This is a genomic window from Methylobacterium sp. UNC378MF (assembly GCF_900103195.1).
Classification (GTDB): Bacteria; Pseudomonadota; Alphaproteobacteria; order Rhizobiales; family Beijerinckiaceae; genus Methylobacterium.
The window spans coordinates 173862-189593 of sequence record NZ_FMWU01000005.1 but is presented as its reverse complement, the minus strand read 5'-3'; the positions used below and the strand labels follow the sequence as shown (position 1 = coordinate 189593).

At 69.1% G+C, this 15732-nt stretch carries 14 protein-coding genes; 6 read left to right on the top strand and 8 right to left on the bottom strand.

Annotated features, from left to right (window positions below):
• Nucleotide 1: 1 nt before the first annotated feature.
• From deoC to BLT59_RS07200, 8 genes are all read right to left on the bottom strand, one after another.
• Nucleotides 2–733, bottom strand: a complete 732-nt coding sequence (deoC, locus tag BLT59_RS07235) for a deoxyribose-phosphate aldolase (RefSeq protein WP_091777949.1) — start codon at nucleotides 731–733, stop codon at nucleotides 2–4.
• Nucleotides 726–1550 carry a purine-nucleoside phosphorylase gene (locus BLT59_RS07230; RefSeq protein WP_091777947.1) on the bottom strand — a complete coding sequence of 275 codons (825 nt, stop codon included), beginning with the start codon at nucleotides 1548–1550 and terminating at the stop codon, nucleotides 726–728. The genes deoC and BLT59_RS07230 overlap by 8 nt, the downstream gene beginning before the upstream one ends.
• The gene (locus tag BLT59_RS07225; protein WP_091777945.1) at nucleotides 1543–1971 is read right to left on the bottom strand and encodes a cytidine deaminase; all 429 of its coding nucleotides are present in this window, start codon (nucleotides 1969–1971) and stop codon (nucleotides 1543–1545) included. Before BLT59_RS07225 ends, BLT59_RS07230 begins: the two co-directional genes overlap by 8 nt.
• 63 nt (nucleotides 1972–2034) lie before the next feature.
• The gene (locus tag BLT59_RS07220; protein WP_091778125.1) at nucleotides 2035–2799 is read right to left on the bottom strand and encodes an anti-sigma factor family protein; all 765 of its coding nucleotides are present in this window, start codon (nucleotides 2797–2799) and stop codon (nucleotides 2035–2037) included.
• A 101-nt stretch (nucleotides 2800–2900) separates the two neighbouring features.
• The gene (locus tag BLT59_RS07215) at nucleotides 2901–3548 is read right to left on the bottom strand and encodes a sigma-70 family RNA polymerase sigma factor (protein ID WP_091777943.1); all 648 of its coding nucleotides are present in this window, start codon (nucleotides 3546–3548) and stop codon (nucleotides 2901–2903) included.
• A gap of 57 nt (nucleotides 3549–3605) precedes the next feature.
• Entirely contained in the window at nucleotides 3606–4160 is a 555-nt protein-coding gene (locus tag BLT59_RS07210) for a glutathione peroxidase (protein ID WP_091777941.1), read from the bottom strand.
• A 115-nt stretch (nucleotides 4161–4275) separates the two neighbouring features.
• Nucleotides 4276–5967, bottom strand: a complete 1692-nt coding sequence (locus BLT59_RS07205) for a methyl-accepting chemotaxis protein (protein WP_091777939.1) — start codon at nucleotides 5965–5967, stop codon at nucleotides 4276–4278.
• 233 nt (nucleotides 5968–6200) lie between these two features.
• Nucleotides 6201–7328 (bottom strand): patatin-like phospholipase family protein, encoded by a 1128-nt coding sequence (locus BLT59_RS07200; protein WP_091777938.1) that lies wholly within the window; start codon nucleotides 7326–7328, stop codon nucleotides 6201–6203.
• Between the two features lie 373 nt (nucleotides 7329–7701).
• Here BLT59_RS07200 and ispG point away from each other — a divergent pair, with 373 nt between their 5' ends.
• From ispG to BLT59_RS07170, 6 genes are all read left to right on the top strand, one after another.
• On the top strand, nucleotides 7702–9027 hold the full coding sequence (gene ispG, locus BLT59_RS07195; protein WP_091777936.1) for a flavodoxin-dependent (E)-4-hydroxy-3-methylbut-2-enyl-diphosphate synthase: 1326 nt from the start codon (nucleotides 7702–7704) through the stop codon (nucleotides 9025–9027).
• A gap of 438 nt (nucleotides 9028–9465) precedes the next feature.
• Nucleotides 9466–11484 (top strand): potassium transporter Kup, encoded by a 2019-nt coding sequence (locus BLT59_RS07190; protein ID WP_091777934.1) that lies wholly within the window; start codon nucleotides 9466–9468, stop codon nucleotides 11482–11484.
• Between the two features lie 219 nt (nucleotides 11485–11703).
• Nucleotides 11704–12039, top strand: a complete 336-nt coding sequence (locus BLT59_RS07185) for a DUF6968 family protein (RefSeq protein ID WP_091777932.1) — start codon at nucleotides 11704–11706, stop codon at nucleotides 12037–12039.
• Between the two features lie 394 nt (nucleotides 12040–12433).
• Complete coding sequence (locus BLT59_RS07180) at nucleotides 12434–12913, top strand: (2Fe-2S)-binding protein (protein ID WP_091777930.1); 480 nt, start codon at nucleotides 12434–12436, stop codon at nucleotides 12911–12913.
• Nucleotides 12910–15237: a xanthine dehydrogenase family protein molybdopterin-binding subunit gene (locus BLT59_RS07175; protein WP_091777928.1), complete on the top strand. Its 2328-nt coding sequence runs from the start codon at nucleotides 12910–12912 to the stop codon at nucleotides 15235–15237. Before BLT59_RS07180 ends, BLT59_RS07175 begins: the two co-directional genes overlap by 4 nt.
• A gap of 74 nt (nucleotides 15238–15311) precedes the next feature.
• Entirely contained in the window at nucleotides 15312–15695 is a 384-nt protein-coding gene (locus tag BLT59_RS07170) for a hypothetical protein (RefSeq protein ID WP_091777926.1), read from the top strand.
• Nucleotides 15696–15732: the final 37 nt, after the last annotated feature.

Sequence of the window (15732 nt, the reverse complement as noted above, 5' to 3'; positions counted from 1 at the left end):
CTCACAGCTCCCGGGCCTGGATCAGGGTCTCGAACAGGCTGCTCGCCCCGAGACGAAAGGTCTTGGGGCTCACCCAGCCGGAGCCCATGATCCGGTCGGCCAGGGCGAGATAGGTGGCGGCGTCGGCAACGCTGCGCAGGCCGCCGGAGACCTTCAGGCCCGCGGGGCGACCGCTCGCGCGGATCTCGGTCAGCATCGCCTCGGCCGCCTCCGGCGTAGCCGAGACTGGGCTCTTGCCCGTGGAGGTCTTCAGGAAATCGGCGCCGGCCTCGAGGGCGATCCGGCAGGCCTGCCGGATCCGTTCGGGATCGGCGAGTTCGCCCGTCTCCAGGATCACCTTGAGGATCGCGGACCCGCAGGTGTCGCGCACGGCCTCGACCATGTCGCGGGCGATTGCCGCCTCACCCCGCAAAAGGGCTCGGTAGGGCAGGACGAGGTCGATCTCGTCCGCGCCGTCGCGCAGGGCCTCGGCGGTGTCGTCGGTGGCGCGGGCGCAATCCTCGTCGCCCTTCGGAAAGTTGATCACCGTGGCGGTCCGGATGCCGGTCCCGGCGAGCGCCCGCGCGCCCTGTTCGACGAAACGCGGCCAGACGCAGATCGCCGCGACCCCGCCGCGCTTCGCGTCCCGGCAGAGGACGTCGATCTTCGTCTCGGTGCAGGTCTCGCCGAGATCGGTGAGGTCGAGGAGCGGCAGGGCGCGACGGGCGATTGCGCCGGCTTCGGGGTCAGTCATAGGCTGTCTCTCCGTCGGGCAGGCCGGCCACGAAGGCCCCGACCAACCGGCCAAGATCCTCCGCGGCCCGGGCCGCCACCGCCTTCGTCTCCGCGTGGTGCGGCGCGCCGCCGGCGATGCCGGCCGCGAGGTTGGTCACCACCGAGACCGCCGCCACCGGCAGGTCGAGGAACCGGGCGAGGATCACCTCGGGCACCGTGGACATGCCCACGAGGTCGGCACCCAGGATGCCGGCCATCCGGACCTCCGCGGGTGTCTCGAAGCTCGGCCCCGAGAACCATGCGTAGACCCCCTCCTCCAGGGGCACGCCGCAGGCCTCGGCCGCCGCCCGGAGCCGCACCCGCAGATCCGGGTCGTAGGCCTCGGTCATCGGCACGAAGCGGGCGTCGCTCGCTTCGCCGATCAGCGGGTTCAAGCCGGAGAGGTTGATGTGGTCGGAGAGCAGCACGAGGCTGCCGGGCGCGGTCGCAGGCCGCAGCGATCCGGACGCGTTGGTGAGCAGCAAGCGCCGGGCGCCGAGATGCCGGGCGCAGGCGAGCGGCACCCGCATCACCGCCGGATCGCCCCGCTCGTAGGCGTGGGCCCGTCCCTCGAAGATCAGGACCGACCGCCCCGCGAGGCGGCCGCGGTGCAGCCGGCCGCCATGGCCGCTGACGCCCGGCCCGGGAAAACCCGGGATCGCCGCATAGGCGAGGGTGGCCGAATCCGTGAGAGCGTCCGCGATGCCGCCCAGCCCGGTGCCGGTCACAACCGCGCAGGAAAAGGGCCCCGCGAAACCGGCGGCGCGCAGGGCGTCGCGGGCGGCCAACTCACTCACCCAGCGTCTCCGGTCCGAAGGATTCCGGCAGCAGCTCCGCAAGGGTGAAGGTGCGGGCGACGCCGTCCGGTCCGGCGGCGTGGATCGGCGTGGCGGGCCCGGCGAATTCACGAATGCGCTGGCGGCAGGCGCCGCAGGGCGTCACCAGGCCGATGCCGTCGCCGCAGACCAGGATCGCCGCGATGCGCCGGCCTCCGGCCGCCACCATGGCGGCAATCGCGCCGGCCTCCGCGCAGGTCCCGACGGGGTAGGCAGCGTTCTCGACGTTGCAGCCGGCATGGATCGCGCCGCGCTCGTCGCGGAGTGCCGCACCGACCGGGAAACGGGAATAGGGTGCGTGGGCCCGCGCGCGCACCGCGCGGGCGGCCTCGAACAGGGCAGCGAGCCCGTCATCGTCCCGTGCTGAATCCGCGGCCCGCATGGCCGATCTTTCGCACCCGCCGGGGCGCCCTGTCGAGGGGCCCGAGGAGGCTTCAGCGCGCGGTCAGCGGATCGCCGGACCGGCGCCGAGCAGGCTCGCCGCCTGCCGCAGTTCCGCGTCGCTCCGCGGGCCGCTCAGGGCGTAGGCGGTGTCGCCCGCGTTCCACGCGACGACGTCGCCGTCATCCGAACCGGAAAGTGTCGTCGGCCCGCCGCGGATGCCGCGGGTGGCGAACAGCGACGCCTCGCCGAAATGTCCGGCCTCGAGGGCGACCTCGATCCCAGTGCCGTGCCGGGCGGGGAAGACCTGAATGTCGCGGACCCGCCAGCCGTCGGGCAGGGCCGGAAGATCGATCCCGGTCACAGAGCGGAGGCGCTCCCGATCGTAGACCGGTCCGTCGGCCTGACCACCGATGCTCTTGCGCAGCTGCGCCACGGCCCGAGCCTGCCGGGCATCCGCGATCAGTGCCGGATCCGGCGTTGCCGCCAGGGTATCGGGAACGCCGAACCGGCCGATCTCGTCATGGGCGAGCCAGCCCGCGCCCACGAGCACCGCGATGGCGGCGGCCCGCTTCAGGCGCGAGGCGACGCGGCGCCAGCGCAGGTTCCGGTCGAAGCGGCGCGCCAGGATCACGTTCCGGTCCGGCCCGGGCTCCGGAACGGGCTCGAAACAGGCCCGCAGGGCATCGCGATCGTGCATCTCGGCCATCACCCGGGCCGCCGCCTCGGGGTTGGCTGCCAGATGGGCCTCGACGTCGAGACGGCGCATCGGGTCGATCTGCCCGTCGACGAAGCCGATGAGATCGTCATCTGTGATCGGATCGATCATCGTGAAGTCCTCGAATCCAGCGTGCCCGGAGGCGATCCGCCGGTCGCAATCGTCAGTCGCCACCGGCGCCCTCGGGTGCCGGTCCTTCATCAACCTCGCCCTCAATCCTCTCCGACAGCGCGTCGAAGGGGCCAGGCGGACCGGCCCTTCGGTTCGTCGGACACGACCAGCCGAAGGGCGGAGGGCGGCCCGCGCCGCGTCTCGGATGTCCGCTCGGCTGGCCGGGGGGGCTCCGCCTCGCCGGAGGTCCGATCGGTTCGCGTTCCCTCCTCGAAGGCCCGCAGGGCCGCGCGGCCGCGGCCGAGACGGGACATCAGCGTGCCGATCGGGATTCCGAGCACGTCCGCCGCGTCGGCGTACGCCATGCCCTCCAGGGTGACGAGGTGGAGCGCGGCGCGCTGCTCCTCCGGCAGCCTGAGGAAGGCCTGCCGGATCTGGGCCAAGCGCACCTGTCCCTCCTGGGCCGGCGGCGCCATGTCCTCGGTCATCCGCACCAGTGTGTCGGCGTGCCGCGCCTCGACCTGCCTGCGGCGCTGCTCGTCGATGAAGGCGTTGTGCAGCACCGTCATCATCCAGGTGCGCAGGTTGGTGTTGGGCCGGAGCGTGCCCTGCATCTCCAGGGCGCGCACCAGCGTGTCATGGACGAGATCGTCGGCCCGCAGCGTGTCGCGGGTGAGCGATCGGGCGTAGCGCCGCAGCGGCACCAGCAGGTCGAGGAGGTCCGGGCGCTTGTTCTTGTCCGATGCCATAAGGTGCGAACGCGGGGCAGCGGCCCTTTAATCCCACGTGCCGGACCGGCGTCGACCTCAAGCTTGGTCGAGGGTCGTGGCGATGCCCGAAATGATCCGCGGATCGGTCGGCTCGACCTGCGTGGCGAAGGCCGCCGCGAGGGTCCCGTCCCGGGCGATCAGGTATTTGTGAAAGTTCCAGCGCGGCGTCTCGGCGGGCCGCTCGGCCGCAGCCCAGCGGTAGAATGGGTGGGCGCCCGGCATCTTCACCCGGGTCTTGGCCGTGAGCGGGAAGGTGACGCCGTGATTCTTCCGCGCAGCCTCCGCGATGGCCGGCCCGTCCAGCGGCTCCTGATTGCCGAAATCCGGGGATGGGACGCCCAGCACGATGAGCCCGCGATCGCCGAACCGCGTCCAGAGCGTCTGGAGCCCGGCGAGCTGCCCGGCATAGCCGCAGGCCGTGGCGGTGTTGACCACCAAGATCGGCTTCCCCGCATAGGCAGAGAGCGGCATGGGGCCGCCCTCCGGAGTGTCGAAGGCGAAATTCGTGGCCCGCATGGGTTCGGCGGCGCGGGCCGTACCGGCGAGGCCGGCGCCGATCAGGATCAGGGCTTCGCGACGCAGCAAGGTCATGACGGCAGCCTCGTCCGGGATACAACGCCCCGCAACGCGTCAAACGGGCCGGTGTTTCACCCACCGATCCGGTCGATTCGTCGCAGGCCTGCCTTGGACCGCCAGGGACGTTACCCTAAGCAGCCCGAACCGAATCGAGGAAGCGACGCACCTCCGCGTCGAGCCGTCGGGCCTCGTTGGACAAGCCGGCCGCCGAGCCCAGGAGCTGCGCGGCTGCAGCGCCGGCGCCCTCGGCGGCGCGGGCTACCCCCGCGATGCCGCCCGTCACTTGGTCGGTCCCGAGTGCCGCCTCCCCGACATTGCGGACGATCTCCTGGGTCGCCGCGCCCTGCTGCTCGACTGCGGACGCGATGCCGCCGGCCAGGACGCTGATCTCGTTGATGCGGCCCACCACCACCGCGATCGCGTCCGACGCCTCCCCGGTCCGGGATTGGATATCACCGATCTGCCGCGCGACCTCCTCGGTCGCCCTGGCGGTCTGGCCAGCCAGTTCCTTGACCTCCGTCGCCACCACGGCGAAGCCGGCTCCTGCCTCGCCGGCGCGTGCCGCCTCGATGGTGGCATTGAGCGCCAGCAGATTGGTCTGCGCGGCGATCCCCGAGATGAGGCCGACTACATCGCCGATCCGGGCAGCGCCCGCGCGCAGGGTCTGCATCAGGTCGGCGGATTTCCCAGCCTCCGTGACGGCCGAGCCGGCGAAATCCGCCGAGTTCTGGACCTGACGCCCGATCTCCGCCACCGTGGCACCGAGTTCCTCGGCCGCCGCCGCCACCGTGCTGACGTTTGCGGAGGCCTGCTCGGCCGCAGACGCCACCATGGTCGATTGCCGCGCGGTCTCGGTGGCGGCCGCGCTCATGCTCGCGGCTGTGGATTGCAGCTCGGTCGCCGCAGTCGAGACGGCGCGCACGACGCCGCCGACCGCGGTCTCGAACCCGTCGGCCATCTCGCGCATCGCGGCCTTACGCTGCGCCTCCAACGCCGCCCGCGTCTCGGCCGCCTCGGATTCCAGTGCCTTGGCTCGGGCGAGCCCATCCCGGAAGACCTGTACAACCTCGGCCATGGCGCCGATCTCGTCGCGACGTCCGACGCCTGGCACCGCGACCGACAGGTCGTCGGCGGCGAGGCGGATCATCGTCCCCGTTATGGCGCCGATCGGCCGGGCGATGCCGACCTGGAGGAGGAGCAGACTACCAAGCGCTGCGAGCACCATCAGTCCCAGCCCGACGTAGCTGGCAGCGCGCGACGAGGCGATGGCCGCCGCCGACGCGGCGGTGCGCGTCGTCAGCAAGTCCCGCTCGGTCGTCGCGATCTCGGTCGCCTTGGCACGCAGACCATCCATCGCGGCCTTGCCGACTCCCGAACTCTCGATGCGGCGCGCCTCATCCCGGGTCGCGGGATCCTTCATCAGAGCGATCTCGCGATCCGCGACGTTCCGGCTCCAATCCTCCGCCAGGGTGTTCAAGTCTGTCAGCCGCTGCTGCTGCGCGGCGTTGTCGGACGTTAGACTGCGCGCCACGTTCCAGGCCACCGCGAATGCCGCGCGGCCCGCTTGCTCGGGTTCGAGGAAGCGGGGATCCGCCGAGATCAGGTAGCCGCGCATGCCGGTCTCGCGGTTGATCATCGCGGCCGTCATCTGCTCGACCGCGGAGATCAGCTCGTGCGTGTGCGTCGCCCAGGCTTCCGTATCTTCGGTCAAATCGATATTCCGCAGTGAGATGACCGATACGCTGATCATGATGATCAGCATCACCGCCAGGATCAGCGCGATCTTCGCGCTGATCCTGAAATCGACCAATCGAACGCTCATGAACGACCTCTGCTCTGACGACGGAGCCCACCAGGGCAGCCATCTCGTCGGCACAAGTGGCCGGCAGAAGATAAAATCAAGATCAAAAAATTTCTGAAGATCCTCTCGGCGCGCCAATGCTGGAGTTTTATTTGCAGAAATCGGCTACTTATTCATGTTCAACTCCGTACTTGGATTACTTTTAGAAATTTTTAGCCCAAATATGTCGATAAGATCTAGAAAATACAAACGATCTACTGATATGCCTGCTGCAGGTCGATCGTGCAATCCTGGCCGATCCGCTCGTAATTCTCGGCGAGCCAAGCCTGCGCGGCGGCGCGGCCCTTGTCGCGCAGGCGCTTGAACACGGTCCAGCGGGCGTCGAGCTTGGACGCGGCGTTGTAATCCTCCAGCGCGTCGGTGCCGTCGATCCGGTGCACGAGAACCCGACGGTACTGGCCCTGGCCGAGAACGCCTTCCTCGATCAGCCCGTCGAGGAAATCGATCGCCCGCAATTCCCGCATCAGGTTGGCGTTGAAAGTGATCTCGTTGAGCCGGTCCCGGATCTCGCTCTCGGTGCGCGGGGTCTCGCGCCGCTCCACCGGGTTGATCTGCACGAGCACGATGTCGCGGGTCTGGGCGCCCCGGTGAAGCGGGTAGAGCGGCGGGTTGCCCAGATAGCCGCCGTCCCAATACGGCACGCCGTCGATCTCCACCGCCTGGAAGACGGTCGGCAGGCAGGCCGAGGCCATCAGGTGATCGACGGTCAGGCGTTCGCGCTCGAACACGGCGAGCTTGCCGGTCCAGACATTGGTGGCGGAGACGAACAGGCCCGCCGTGTCGGCCGCGCGCAGACGGTCGAAATCGACCTGCTCGGCCAGCGCCTTGCGCAACGGGTTGATGTTGAGCGGGTTCGACACGTAGGGGCTCGGCGCCAGCATCTTGGACCAGAACTCGGCAACCGGATTGCCCTTCCACAGGCTGAACAGGCCGCTGACGAGGTTGCGCTGGGCCGGCCCTAGGTCGCCGTCGAGGCTGACCTCGCGCCAGAAGCGCTCCAGACCCTCGCGCGCTCCGTCAGGACCACCCTTCAACCAGCCATCCACCAGGACGACGGCGTTCATCGCCCCCGCGCTCGCACCGGTCACCGCCTCGAAGCCGAGACGCCCATCCTCGATCAGGGCATCGAGAACGCCCCAGGTGAAGGCACCGTGCGCGCCGCCGCCCTGGAGGGCCAAGGCGACCGGCTTCTCGGCATTCGGCCCGGCCAGCATGTGGTTCGGCGCCTGCGCGGCCGGCACATCGATCGCATCCGAAACGGGCGCCTCGGGCACGGCAGTGACGGGATTGTGCGGCTCGGCGCCGCTGCATTGCTCGCTCATTTCGGCCTCCTGATCCGCGACAGAGATGGGATGCTGCAATGCAGCATCAACCGCGGACCAAGTTTGCGGGTGGCCTCACAGCTCGGATCCGCACCGAGCGAATCGGCAACAGACGCGGACGAAAACCCGCCAGCGGGGGCGGCGGCGCCTACGGGACGTGCAGAAAACTCGACATCTGCGCCCGGATACGACATGACAGCCGCGATGCTGTCATGCGCGATGCTGTCGTGCGCGGCGCCGGGTTGACGCGGCGCCGAGTCATCCGCAGCTAACCCGCGACAGCCCCGAAGTTCCGGCGAGGCGTGTCCCCGGGACCGGCCCGGCAGCCGTCACGGCTCCGGCACCCCGCGAGGCGCGCACGCGAAAGTCCACGATGGAAGTCATGGAAGCCACCCGTTCCGAAATCCCCGCCGAGACTCCGCTGGCCAGCGGCGGCCCGGAAATCGCAGGCCCCGCGCCGCGCCACCGCACCGTCGGCGTCACGGTCGGCGAGGGTGAAGGCGCGGTCACGGTCGGTGGTGGCGCGCCGATTGTCGTCCAGTCGATGACCAACACCGACACGGCCGACATCGACGCTACGGTGGCCCAGGTCGCCCAGCTCGCCCGGGTCGGCTCGGAACTGGTGCGGATCACGGTCGACCGCGACGAGGCGGCCGCTGCCGTTCCGAAGATCCGCGAGCGCCTCGACCGGATCGGCGTCCACGTTCCGCTGGTGGGCGACTTCCACTATATCGGCCACAAGCTCCTCGCCGACCACCCGGCCTGCGCCGAGGCGCTGGCCAAGTACCGGATCAACCCCGGCAATGTCGGCTTCAAGGACAAGAAGGACACCCAGTTCTCGGCGATCATCGAGCAGGCGATCAAGCACAACAAGACCGTGCGGATCGGCGCCAACTGGGGCTCGCTCGACGGCGAGTTGCTCACCCACCTGATGGACGAGAACGCCAAGGCGCCGCGGCCGATCGATGCGCGCGCGGTGATGCGCGAGGCGATGGTCCGCTCGGCGATCGGCTCGGCCGACCGCGCCGTGGAACTCGGCCTGCCGCAGAACAGGATCATCCTCTCGGCCAAGGTCTCGGCCGTGCAGGATCTCATCGCCGTCTACCGCGAGGTGGCGCGCCGCTCGGATTACGCGATCCATCTCGGGCTGACCGAGGCCGGGATGGGCTCGAAGGGTCTCGTCGCCGCCTCGGCCGCTATCGGCGTGCTGCTTCAGGAGGGTATCGGCGACACGATCCGCTACTCGCTTACCCCAGAGCCGGGCGGCGACCGGAGCGTCGAGGTGAAGGCAAGCCAGGAACTCCTGCAGACGATGGGATTCCGCACCTTCGTGCCGATGGTGGCGGCCTGCCCGGGCTGCGGACGCACGACCTCGACGACCTTCCAGGAACTTGCCCGCGACATCCAGAACTGGATCGTCACCTCCATGCCGGAATGGAAGAAGACCTATCCCGGCGTCGAGGGACTGAACGTCGCCGTGATGGGCTGCATCGTGAACGGGCCGGGCGAATCGAAGCATGCCGATATCGGCATCTCGCTGCCCGGAACCGGCGAGACTCCGACCGCGCCGGTCTTCATCGATGGCAAGAAGGCGATGACCCTCCGCGGCCCGACGCTGGCCAAGGATTTCGAGACGATCGTGATCGACTACATCGAGCGCCGATTCGGTCAGGGCGGGACGCGCACCGCGGCCGAGTGAGGGGCGCGGGGTCGGCACGGACGTCCTTCGACACCGAGGACTTGTTCGTCCGCACCGTCATTCCGGGGCGCCGAAGGCGCGCCCGGAACCCAGACGCACCGTCGGTGAAAGACGCCCCGCCTCGGCGGCTCTGGATCCCGGACTCCGCTGCGCGGGCACGGGATGACAGGGAAGCGGCCGCCCAGGCTGGCTCCGACGCGCCGCGTCAACGTCTATAGCCCAGTCCGTCGCGCCGAGACCCAGCTCCGCGATCTTCGCAGATGCACACGGTTTCCGGCTGCACGAGGGCATGATAGCAAGGCCGCACGATCCCGCGAGCGGTCGGCCCGGTGGCCGGCCCGCACGGTTCGGCGGAGTCTTCGCGTTTTCTGCCCGGCCCCGATTGGCCCCTGAGCCGAACCGCGAAGCGCCGGCCACGCCCGAGCTTCCGACATCCGCATGAGCCACACTTTCGCACCCGGCGTAGCCGCCCAGCCCGCGCCCGCAGCCCCCGACGCCGCGCGCGCGGCCGCACCGGCACCCGACGAGACCGGCGCCCCGGCGCCGATGCACGGGCCAGCCACCTCCGGCAGCCTCGACGCCCCCGAGAGGGGCGAGACCCAGCACGGTCATGCCGGCTTCTGGACGCTGCTGGTCGGCTCGGTCGGCGTCGTCTACGGCGATATCGGCACGAGCCCGCTCTACGCGTTCCGCGAGGCGCTTGTCCCGGCCAGGACCGACGGCATCCTGCTGCCCGAGGAGGTGATCGGCACGGTCTCGCTGATCCTCTGGGCGCTCTTCATGATCGTGACGGTGAAATACGTCGCGATCCTGCTGCGCATGGACAACAACGGCGAGGGCGGCATCCTCTCGCTGATGGCGCTGGCGCGAAAGGCGCTCGGCGGCTCGCGTATCGTGTTCATGCTGGGCCTGCTCGGGGCGTCGCTGTTCTACGGCGACGCGGTGATCACGCCGGCGATCTCGGTGCTCTCGGCGGTGGAGGGGCTGAAGCTCGTCACACCCGCCCTCGACGATTACGTCCTGCCGATCACCGTGGTGATCATCGTCGCGCTCTTCCTCGTGCAGAACCGCGGCACCGGGAAGGTCGCAGCCTTCTTCGGGCCGATGACCATCGTGTGGTTCCTCGCCATGGCGCTTGCGGCGCTGCCGCACATCGCCCTGCACCCGGAGGTGTTCCGCGCGGCCAACCCCGTGCACGCCGTGGTCTACCTCCTCGGTCATGGCACCGGAGCCCTGGTGGCGCTGGGCGCCGTGTTCCTGGCGGTCACCGGCGCGGAGGCCCTGTTCGCCGATCTCGGCCATTTCGGCCGCAAGCCGATCCAGGTGGCCTGGATCGGCCTCGTCTTCCCGGCGCTCGCCCTGAACTATCTCGGGCAGGCCGCCCTGGTGCTGGAGAAGCCCGACACTGCCGACCCGTTCTTCCAGCTGGTGCCGGCCTGGGGCCTGCTGCCGATGGTGCTGCTCGCCACGCTGGCCACCGTGGTGGCGAGCCAGGCGGTGATCACCGGCGCCTTCTCGCTGTCCCGGCAGGCGATCCAGCTCGGGCTGCTGCCGCGGCTGGAGATCCGCCACACGTCCGAGTCGCATGCCGGCCAGATCTACCTGCCGCAGATCAATTCGCTGCTGATGATCGGCGTGGTGCTGCTGGCGGTGCTGTTCAAGACCTCGTCGTCGCTCGCCTCGGCCTACGGCATCGCGGTAACCGGGACGATGCTGCTCACCGCCTCGCTGACCTTCCTGGTGATGTGGCGGATGTGGAAATGGTCGCCGGTGGCGGCGGCGGCCGTGATGCTGCCCTTCATCGTCCTCGAGTTCCTGTTCCTGCTGTCCAACCTGATCAAGGTGGTGGAGGGCGGCTACGTCCCTCTGCTGCTGGCCGGCGGCCTGATCATCCTGATGTGGACCTGGGTCCGCGGGGTGACGATCCTGTTCAACAAGACCCGCAAGACCGACGTGCCCCTGGTGGAGCTGGTCGGGATGCTGGAGAAGAGCCCGCCCCACCACGTGCGCGGCACCGCGGTGTTCCTGACCAGCGATCCCGAGATCGCCCCCGCGGCGCTCCTGCACAATCTCAAACACAACAAGGTGCTGCACGAGAAGAACGTGATCCTGACCGTCGAGACGGTGGACACGCCCCGCTCGAACGAGGCCGACAAGGTGCGCATCGAACCGGTCGGCCCGCATTTCTACCGGGTCGTGATGAAGTTCGGCTACATGGAGACGCCGAACATTCCGAAGACCCTGGTGCTGCTGCGCCGCCAGGGCTTCAAGTTCGACATCATGGCGACCTCGTTCTTCCTGTCGCGCCGCTCGATCCGGCCGGCGGCGCATTCGAACATGCCGCTCTGGCAGGACCGGATCTTCATCACGCTGGCCAAGAACGCCAACGATGCCACGGACTTCTTCCAGATCCCCACCGGGCGGGTGGTGGAGGTCGGGACGCAGGTGACCGTGTAGGTGGGCGACTTCGGTCAGACACAGTAAACCCGATTGATATTTCAGGCCAATGCCACTCGCTCACCGGAAATAATTACATAGACGCACGACACTACGAATCCATTTCTCCGAATTGACGTCTCGTCTATGCGCCTGGGTCTAGGCTGCGTCCAGGCAACATTGCGGCCTACGATCTGCGGAGTCGCCGAACGATTCCTTGCAGCATCGCGAGGTCGAGCCATGGTGATCGCGGAGCGGTCCCTGTCGATACAGGACGGATACGAGCCCAAGGCGTGCAAGATTACGATGCACGCACCTGAAAACGCGGACGGGATGTGGATCTGCCGCTATACGATTGGATGGCCGAATGCTCCGGAAGAGAGCTTCGGCGCTGGCGTGGATGCCTTTCAAGCGCTCCACCTCACGCTCCAGAAGATCGGCATCACGCTTTATGCCAGCGCCTATCACAAGGCGGGCATCCTGGTGTTCGACAAGCCCGGGAGAGGCTACGGCTTCCCCATGCCGAAGAACGGGCGTGACCTTCTGATCGGAGACGACAAGATCTTCGACGGGTGAGCACCGGACTCGCGTCGCTGCGGGATTGCTTCTCCCTCAGACCGGGATCCGGGCCTGTGATCGGCCGGTTGATCCTGCAACACTCGATGGCACGGCCTGACAGGCCGCGCCGGCTGAGCGGACACAATCTCCGGCTGTTCCCACAGCTACTCACCGCATGTGCGGCGCCGCACGCGGCATGACCTGAGCGCAAGCAAGCGAGGATGACCGGCCGTGTCCGTGCGTTGCGCCCGGCAGGGGGCCTGCTTTAGAATATTTATTATTCTGAGCTTGAGCGTTTGCCCGGCGATCTCCCCCGCATCGGCACGCGTGAGCCGGCACTGCCGGCCTTGGCCTCAGGCCCGGCTCGGACCCGACTGAACGCCGCTCCGGCGCCGCCAGACAGGACGCAACGATGATCAAACTCACCGTGAACGGGGCTGCGCGCAGCTTCGACGGCGACCCCGACATGCCGCTGCTGTGGTACCTGCGGGACGAGCTCGGGCTCACCGGCACCAAGTTCGGCTGCGGCGTCTCGCTCTGCGGCGCCTGCACCATCCATCTCGGCGGCGCGGCGACCCGCGCCTGCATCACGCCGGTCTCGGCGGCTGCGGGCCAGGAGGTCGTCACCATCGAGGGGCTGTCGCCGGACGGCAACCACCCCGTGCAGGTGGCGTGGCGCGACCAGAACGTCTCGCAGTGCGGCTTCTGCCAGTGCGGCCAGATCATGCAGGCCGCGGCGCTTCTGAAGGATACGCCGAAGCCGACGGACCAGGACATCGACGACACGATGAGCGGCAATATCTGCCGCTGCGGCACCTACCCGCGCATCCGCACCGCGATCCATCAGGCCGCCGGCCAGACGACGCCCGCCAGCAAGGGAGAGCGCCTGTGATTCACGACGCCAAGCTGAGCGCTGAGCTCGCCAAGACCAAGCCGGCCCTCGACAATGTCAGCCGCCGCGGCATTCTCGGCGGCGCCGGCGCCCTGGTGCTGGCCCTCTCGCTGCGCCCCGCCCGGGCCGACGAGACCCAGACCCAGGAGCAGAAGGAGCAGAAATTCGGCGCCGACGGCATGCCGCACGGCTGGCGCGACGACCCGAAGGTCTTTGTCGCCATCGCGCCGGACGGCACCGTCACGGTGACCAACCACCGCTCCGACATGGGCCAGGGCATTCGCACCTCGGTGGCCTTCACGGTGGCCGACGAGTTGGAGGCCGACTGGTCGAAGGTGAAGGTGGTCCAGGCCTGGGGCGACGAGACCCGCTTCGGCAACCAGGACACGGACGGCTCGCGCTCGACCCGCCACTTCTTCCAGCACTTCCGCCACGCCGGCGCCGCCGCGCGGCTGATGCTGATCCAGGCCGCCGCCAAGCAGTGGGGCGTGCCGGCCTCCGAGGTCACGGCCGTCAACCACACGCTGACCCATGCCAAGTCGGGCCGGAGCCTCGGCTACGGCGCGGTCGCCAAGGCCGCCGCCGAGCTGCCGGTCCCGACCGACGTCAAGCTGAAGGACCCCAAGGACTTCCGCTATATCGGCACCGGCAAGGTCGGGCTGATCGACAATTTCGACATCACCACCGGCAAGGCGATCTACGGCCTCGACACCAAGCTCGACGGGATGCTGTACGCGGTCGTCGCGCGCCCGCCGGTCTATGGCGGCAAGGTGAAGTCCTTCGACGACAGCGAGGCCAAGAAGGTCGCGGGCGTCGTGAAGATCTTCAAGATCGACGGCGGCGAGATCCCGTCCGAGTTCATGCCGCTCGGCGGCGTGGCGGTGGTCGCCAAGAACACGTGGTCGGCCATGAAGGCGCGCGACGCCCTCAAGATCACCTGGGACGACGGCCCGAACGCCGGCTACGACACCGACGCGTTCCGCAAGGAGCTGGAAGCCGCCGCCCGCAAGCCCGGCAAGGTCGTGCGCACGCAAGGGGACGTCGACGGCGCCCTGGCCAAGGCCAAGACCAAGGTCCAGGCCGAGTATTTCGTGCCCCACCTCGCCCAGGCGCCGATGGAGCCTCCGGCAGCGGTCGCCCGCGTGAAGGACGGGTTCTGCGAGGCCTGGGCCTGCGTCCAGGGTCCGCAGGCGGCCAACGACCGCCTGATGAAGGCGCTCAAGCTCCCCGACGACAAGGTCAAGGTGAACGTGACGCTGCTCGGCGGCGGGTTCGGGCGCAAGTCCAAGCCCGACTACGTGGTCGAGGCGGCACTGTGCTCGCAGGCCGTGGGCGGCGCACCGGTGAAGCTCGCCTGGACCCGCGAGGACGATCTCCACCACGGCTTCTACCACACGATCTCGGTGGAGCACCTGGAGGCCGGCCTCGACGAGAAGGGCATGCCGGTGGCGTGGCTGCACCGCTCGGTGGCGCCGACGATCGGCTCGATCTTCGCGCCGGATCCCAAGCACGAGCTGCCGTTCGAGCTCGGGATGGGGCTGGTCAACACGCCGCTCAACATCCCGAACATGCGGCTTGAGAACCCCGAGGCCGCCGCCCATGTCCGCATCGGCTGGTTCCGATCGGTGTCGAACATCCCGCACGCCTTCGCGATCCAGTCCTTCGTGTCGGAGCTGGCGCACGCCGCCGGCCGCGAGCCGAAGGAGTACCTGCTCGACCTCATCGGACCCGATCGCAAGATCGACCCGACCCAGATCGGCGACGTCTGGAACTACGGCGAGGATCCGAAGCGCTACCCGATCGAGACCGGCCGGTTGCGCGGCGTGATCGAGGCCGCCGCCAAGGGCGCGGGCTGGGGACGGCAGATGCCCAAGGGCACCGGTCTCGGCATCGCCGGCCATTACAGCTTCGTCACCTACACGGCGGTGGCGGCCGAGGTGGAGGTCGACGACAAGGGCCAGGTGAAGGTCAAGGTGATCGACATCGCGGTCGATTGCGGGCCGCAGGTGAACCCGGAGCGCATCCGCTCGCAGATGGAGGGCGCGGTGGTCATGGGGATGGGGCTCGCGCTCACCTCCGAGATCACCTTCAAGCAGGGCCGGGCGGTGCAGAACAACTTCGACGGCTACGAGGTCCTCCGGATCGACGCCGCCCCGAAGGCGGTCCGCGTGCACCTCGTGCCGACCGGCAACTGGGACGGGCCGCTCGGCGGCGTCGGAGAGCCCGGTGTGCCGCCGGTGGCGCCGGCCATCGCCAACGCGATCTTCGCAGCCACGGGCCGCCGGGTCCGGCAATTGCCGATCCGCGATCAGCTGAGCGCCTGAACCGTCACCCGTCGCGAGACGTTGGGGCCGTGGGGGAACCCGCGGCCCCATATTTTTGGAAAGTACTTGACCCGATGATGCGTCCCGCCCTGACGGCCTGCCTGACCCTGATCCTGACGGCGGCCCCCGCCCTCGCCTCGCCCTGCGGCGACCGGATCGACGGCGTGTCGAAGCGCGTCCAGTCCGAGGTGAGCCAGTCGATCTCGGCCAATACCAGCGGCCAGGGCAACGCCGCCAAGCGCGGCGGCGAAGGGCTGACCGGCACGGAGGGCCAGCGGGCGAACGAGTCGCCGCAGGCCCCGCCGGAAAAGGCGGCCCAGGCCGGCCAGGGGGCGGATGCCGCCCAGCAGGCCAAGGTCGCCCTGGAGGAGGCCCGCACGGCCGAATCCAAGGGCGATACGAAGGCGTGCGAGGCGGCGCTCAACCGCGCAGAGCAGCAGCTGAAGAAAGCGCCGTGAGGGGTTTGGCAGAACACGCCGAGGCTGGGTAAGCGCG

Excerpts from the sequence above, each read along its gene's own strand:
- deoC (WP_091777949.1), bottom strand. The coding sequence starts at position 733 with ATGACTGACCCCGAAGCCGGCGCAATCGCCCGTCGCGCCCTGCCGCTC.
- BLT59_RS07225 (WP_091777945.1), bottom strand. The coding sequence starts at position 1,971 with ATGCGGGCCGCGGATTCAGCACGGGACGATGACGGGCTCGCTGCCCTG.
- BLT59_RS07220 (WP_091778125.1), bottom strand. The coding sequence starts at position 2,799 with ATGATCGATCCGATCACAGATGACGATCTCATCGGCTTCGTCGACGGG.
- BLT59_RS07215 (WP_091777943.1), bottom strand. The coding sequence starts at position 3,548 with ATGGCATCGGACAAGAACAAGCGCCCGGACCTCCTCGACCTGCTGGTG.
- BLT59_RS07210 (WP_091777941.1), bottom strand. The coding sequence starts at position 4,160 with ATGACCTTGCTGCGTCGCGAAGCCCTGATCCTGATCGGCGCCGGCCTC.
- BLT59_RS07205 (WP_091777939.1), bottom strand. The coding sequence starts at position 5,967 with ATGAGCGTTCGATTGGTCGATTTCAGGATCAGCGCGAAGATCGCGCTG.
- BLT59_RS07200 (WP_091777938.1), bottom strand. The coding sequence starts at position 7,328 with ATGAGCGAGCAATGCAGCGGCGCCGAGCCGCACAATCCCGTCACTGCC.
- ispG (WP_091777936.1), top strand. The coding sequence starts at position 7,702 with ATGGAAGTCATGGAAGCCACCCGTTCCGAAATCCCCGCCGAGACTCCG.
- BLT59_RS07190 (WP_091777934.1), top strand. The coding sequence starts at position 9,466 with ATGAGCCACACTTTCGCACCCGGCGTAGCCGCCCAGCCCGCGCCCGCA.
- BLT59_RS07185 (WP_091777932.1), top strand. The coding sequence starts at position 11,704 with ATGGTGATCGCGGAGCGGTCCCTGTCGATACAGGACGGATACGAGCCC.
- BLT59_RS07180 (WP_091777930.1), top strand. The coding sequence starts at position 12,434 with ATGATCAAACTCACCGTGAACGGGGCTGCGCGCAGCTTCGACGGCGAC.
- BLT59_RS07170 (WP_091777926.1), top strand. The coding sequence starts at position 15,312 with ATGATGCGTCCCGCCCTGACGGCCTGCCTGACCCTGATCCTGACGGCG.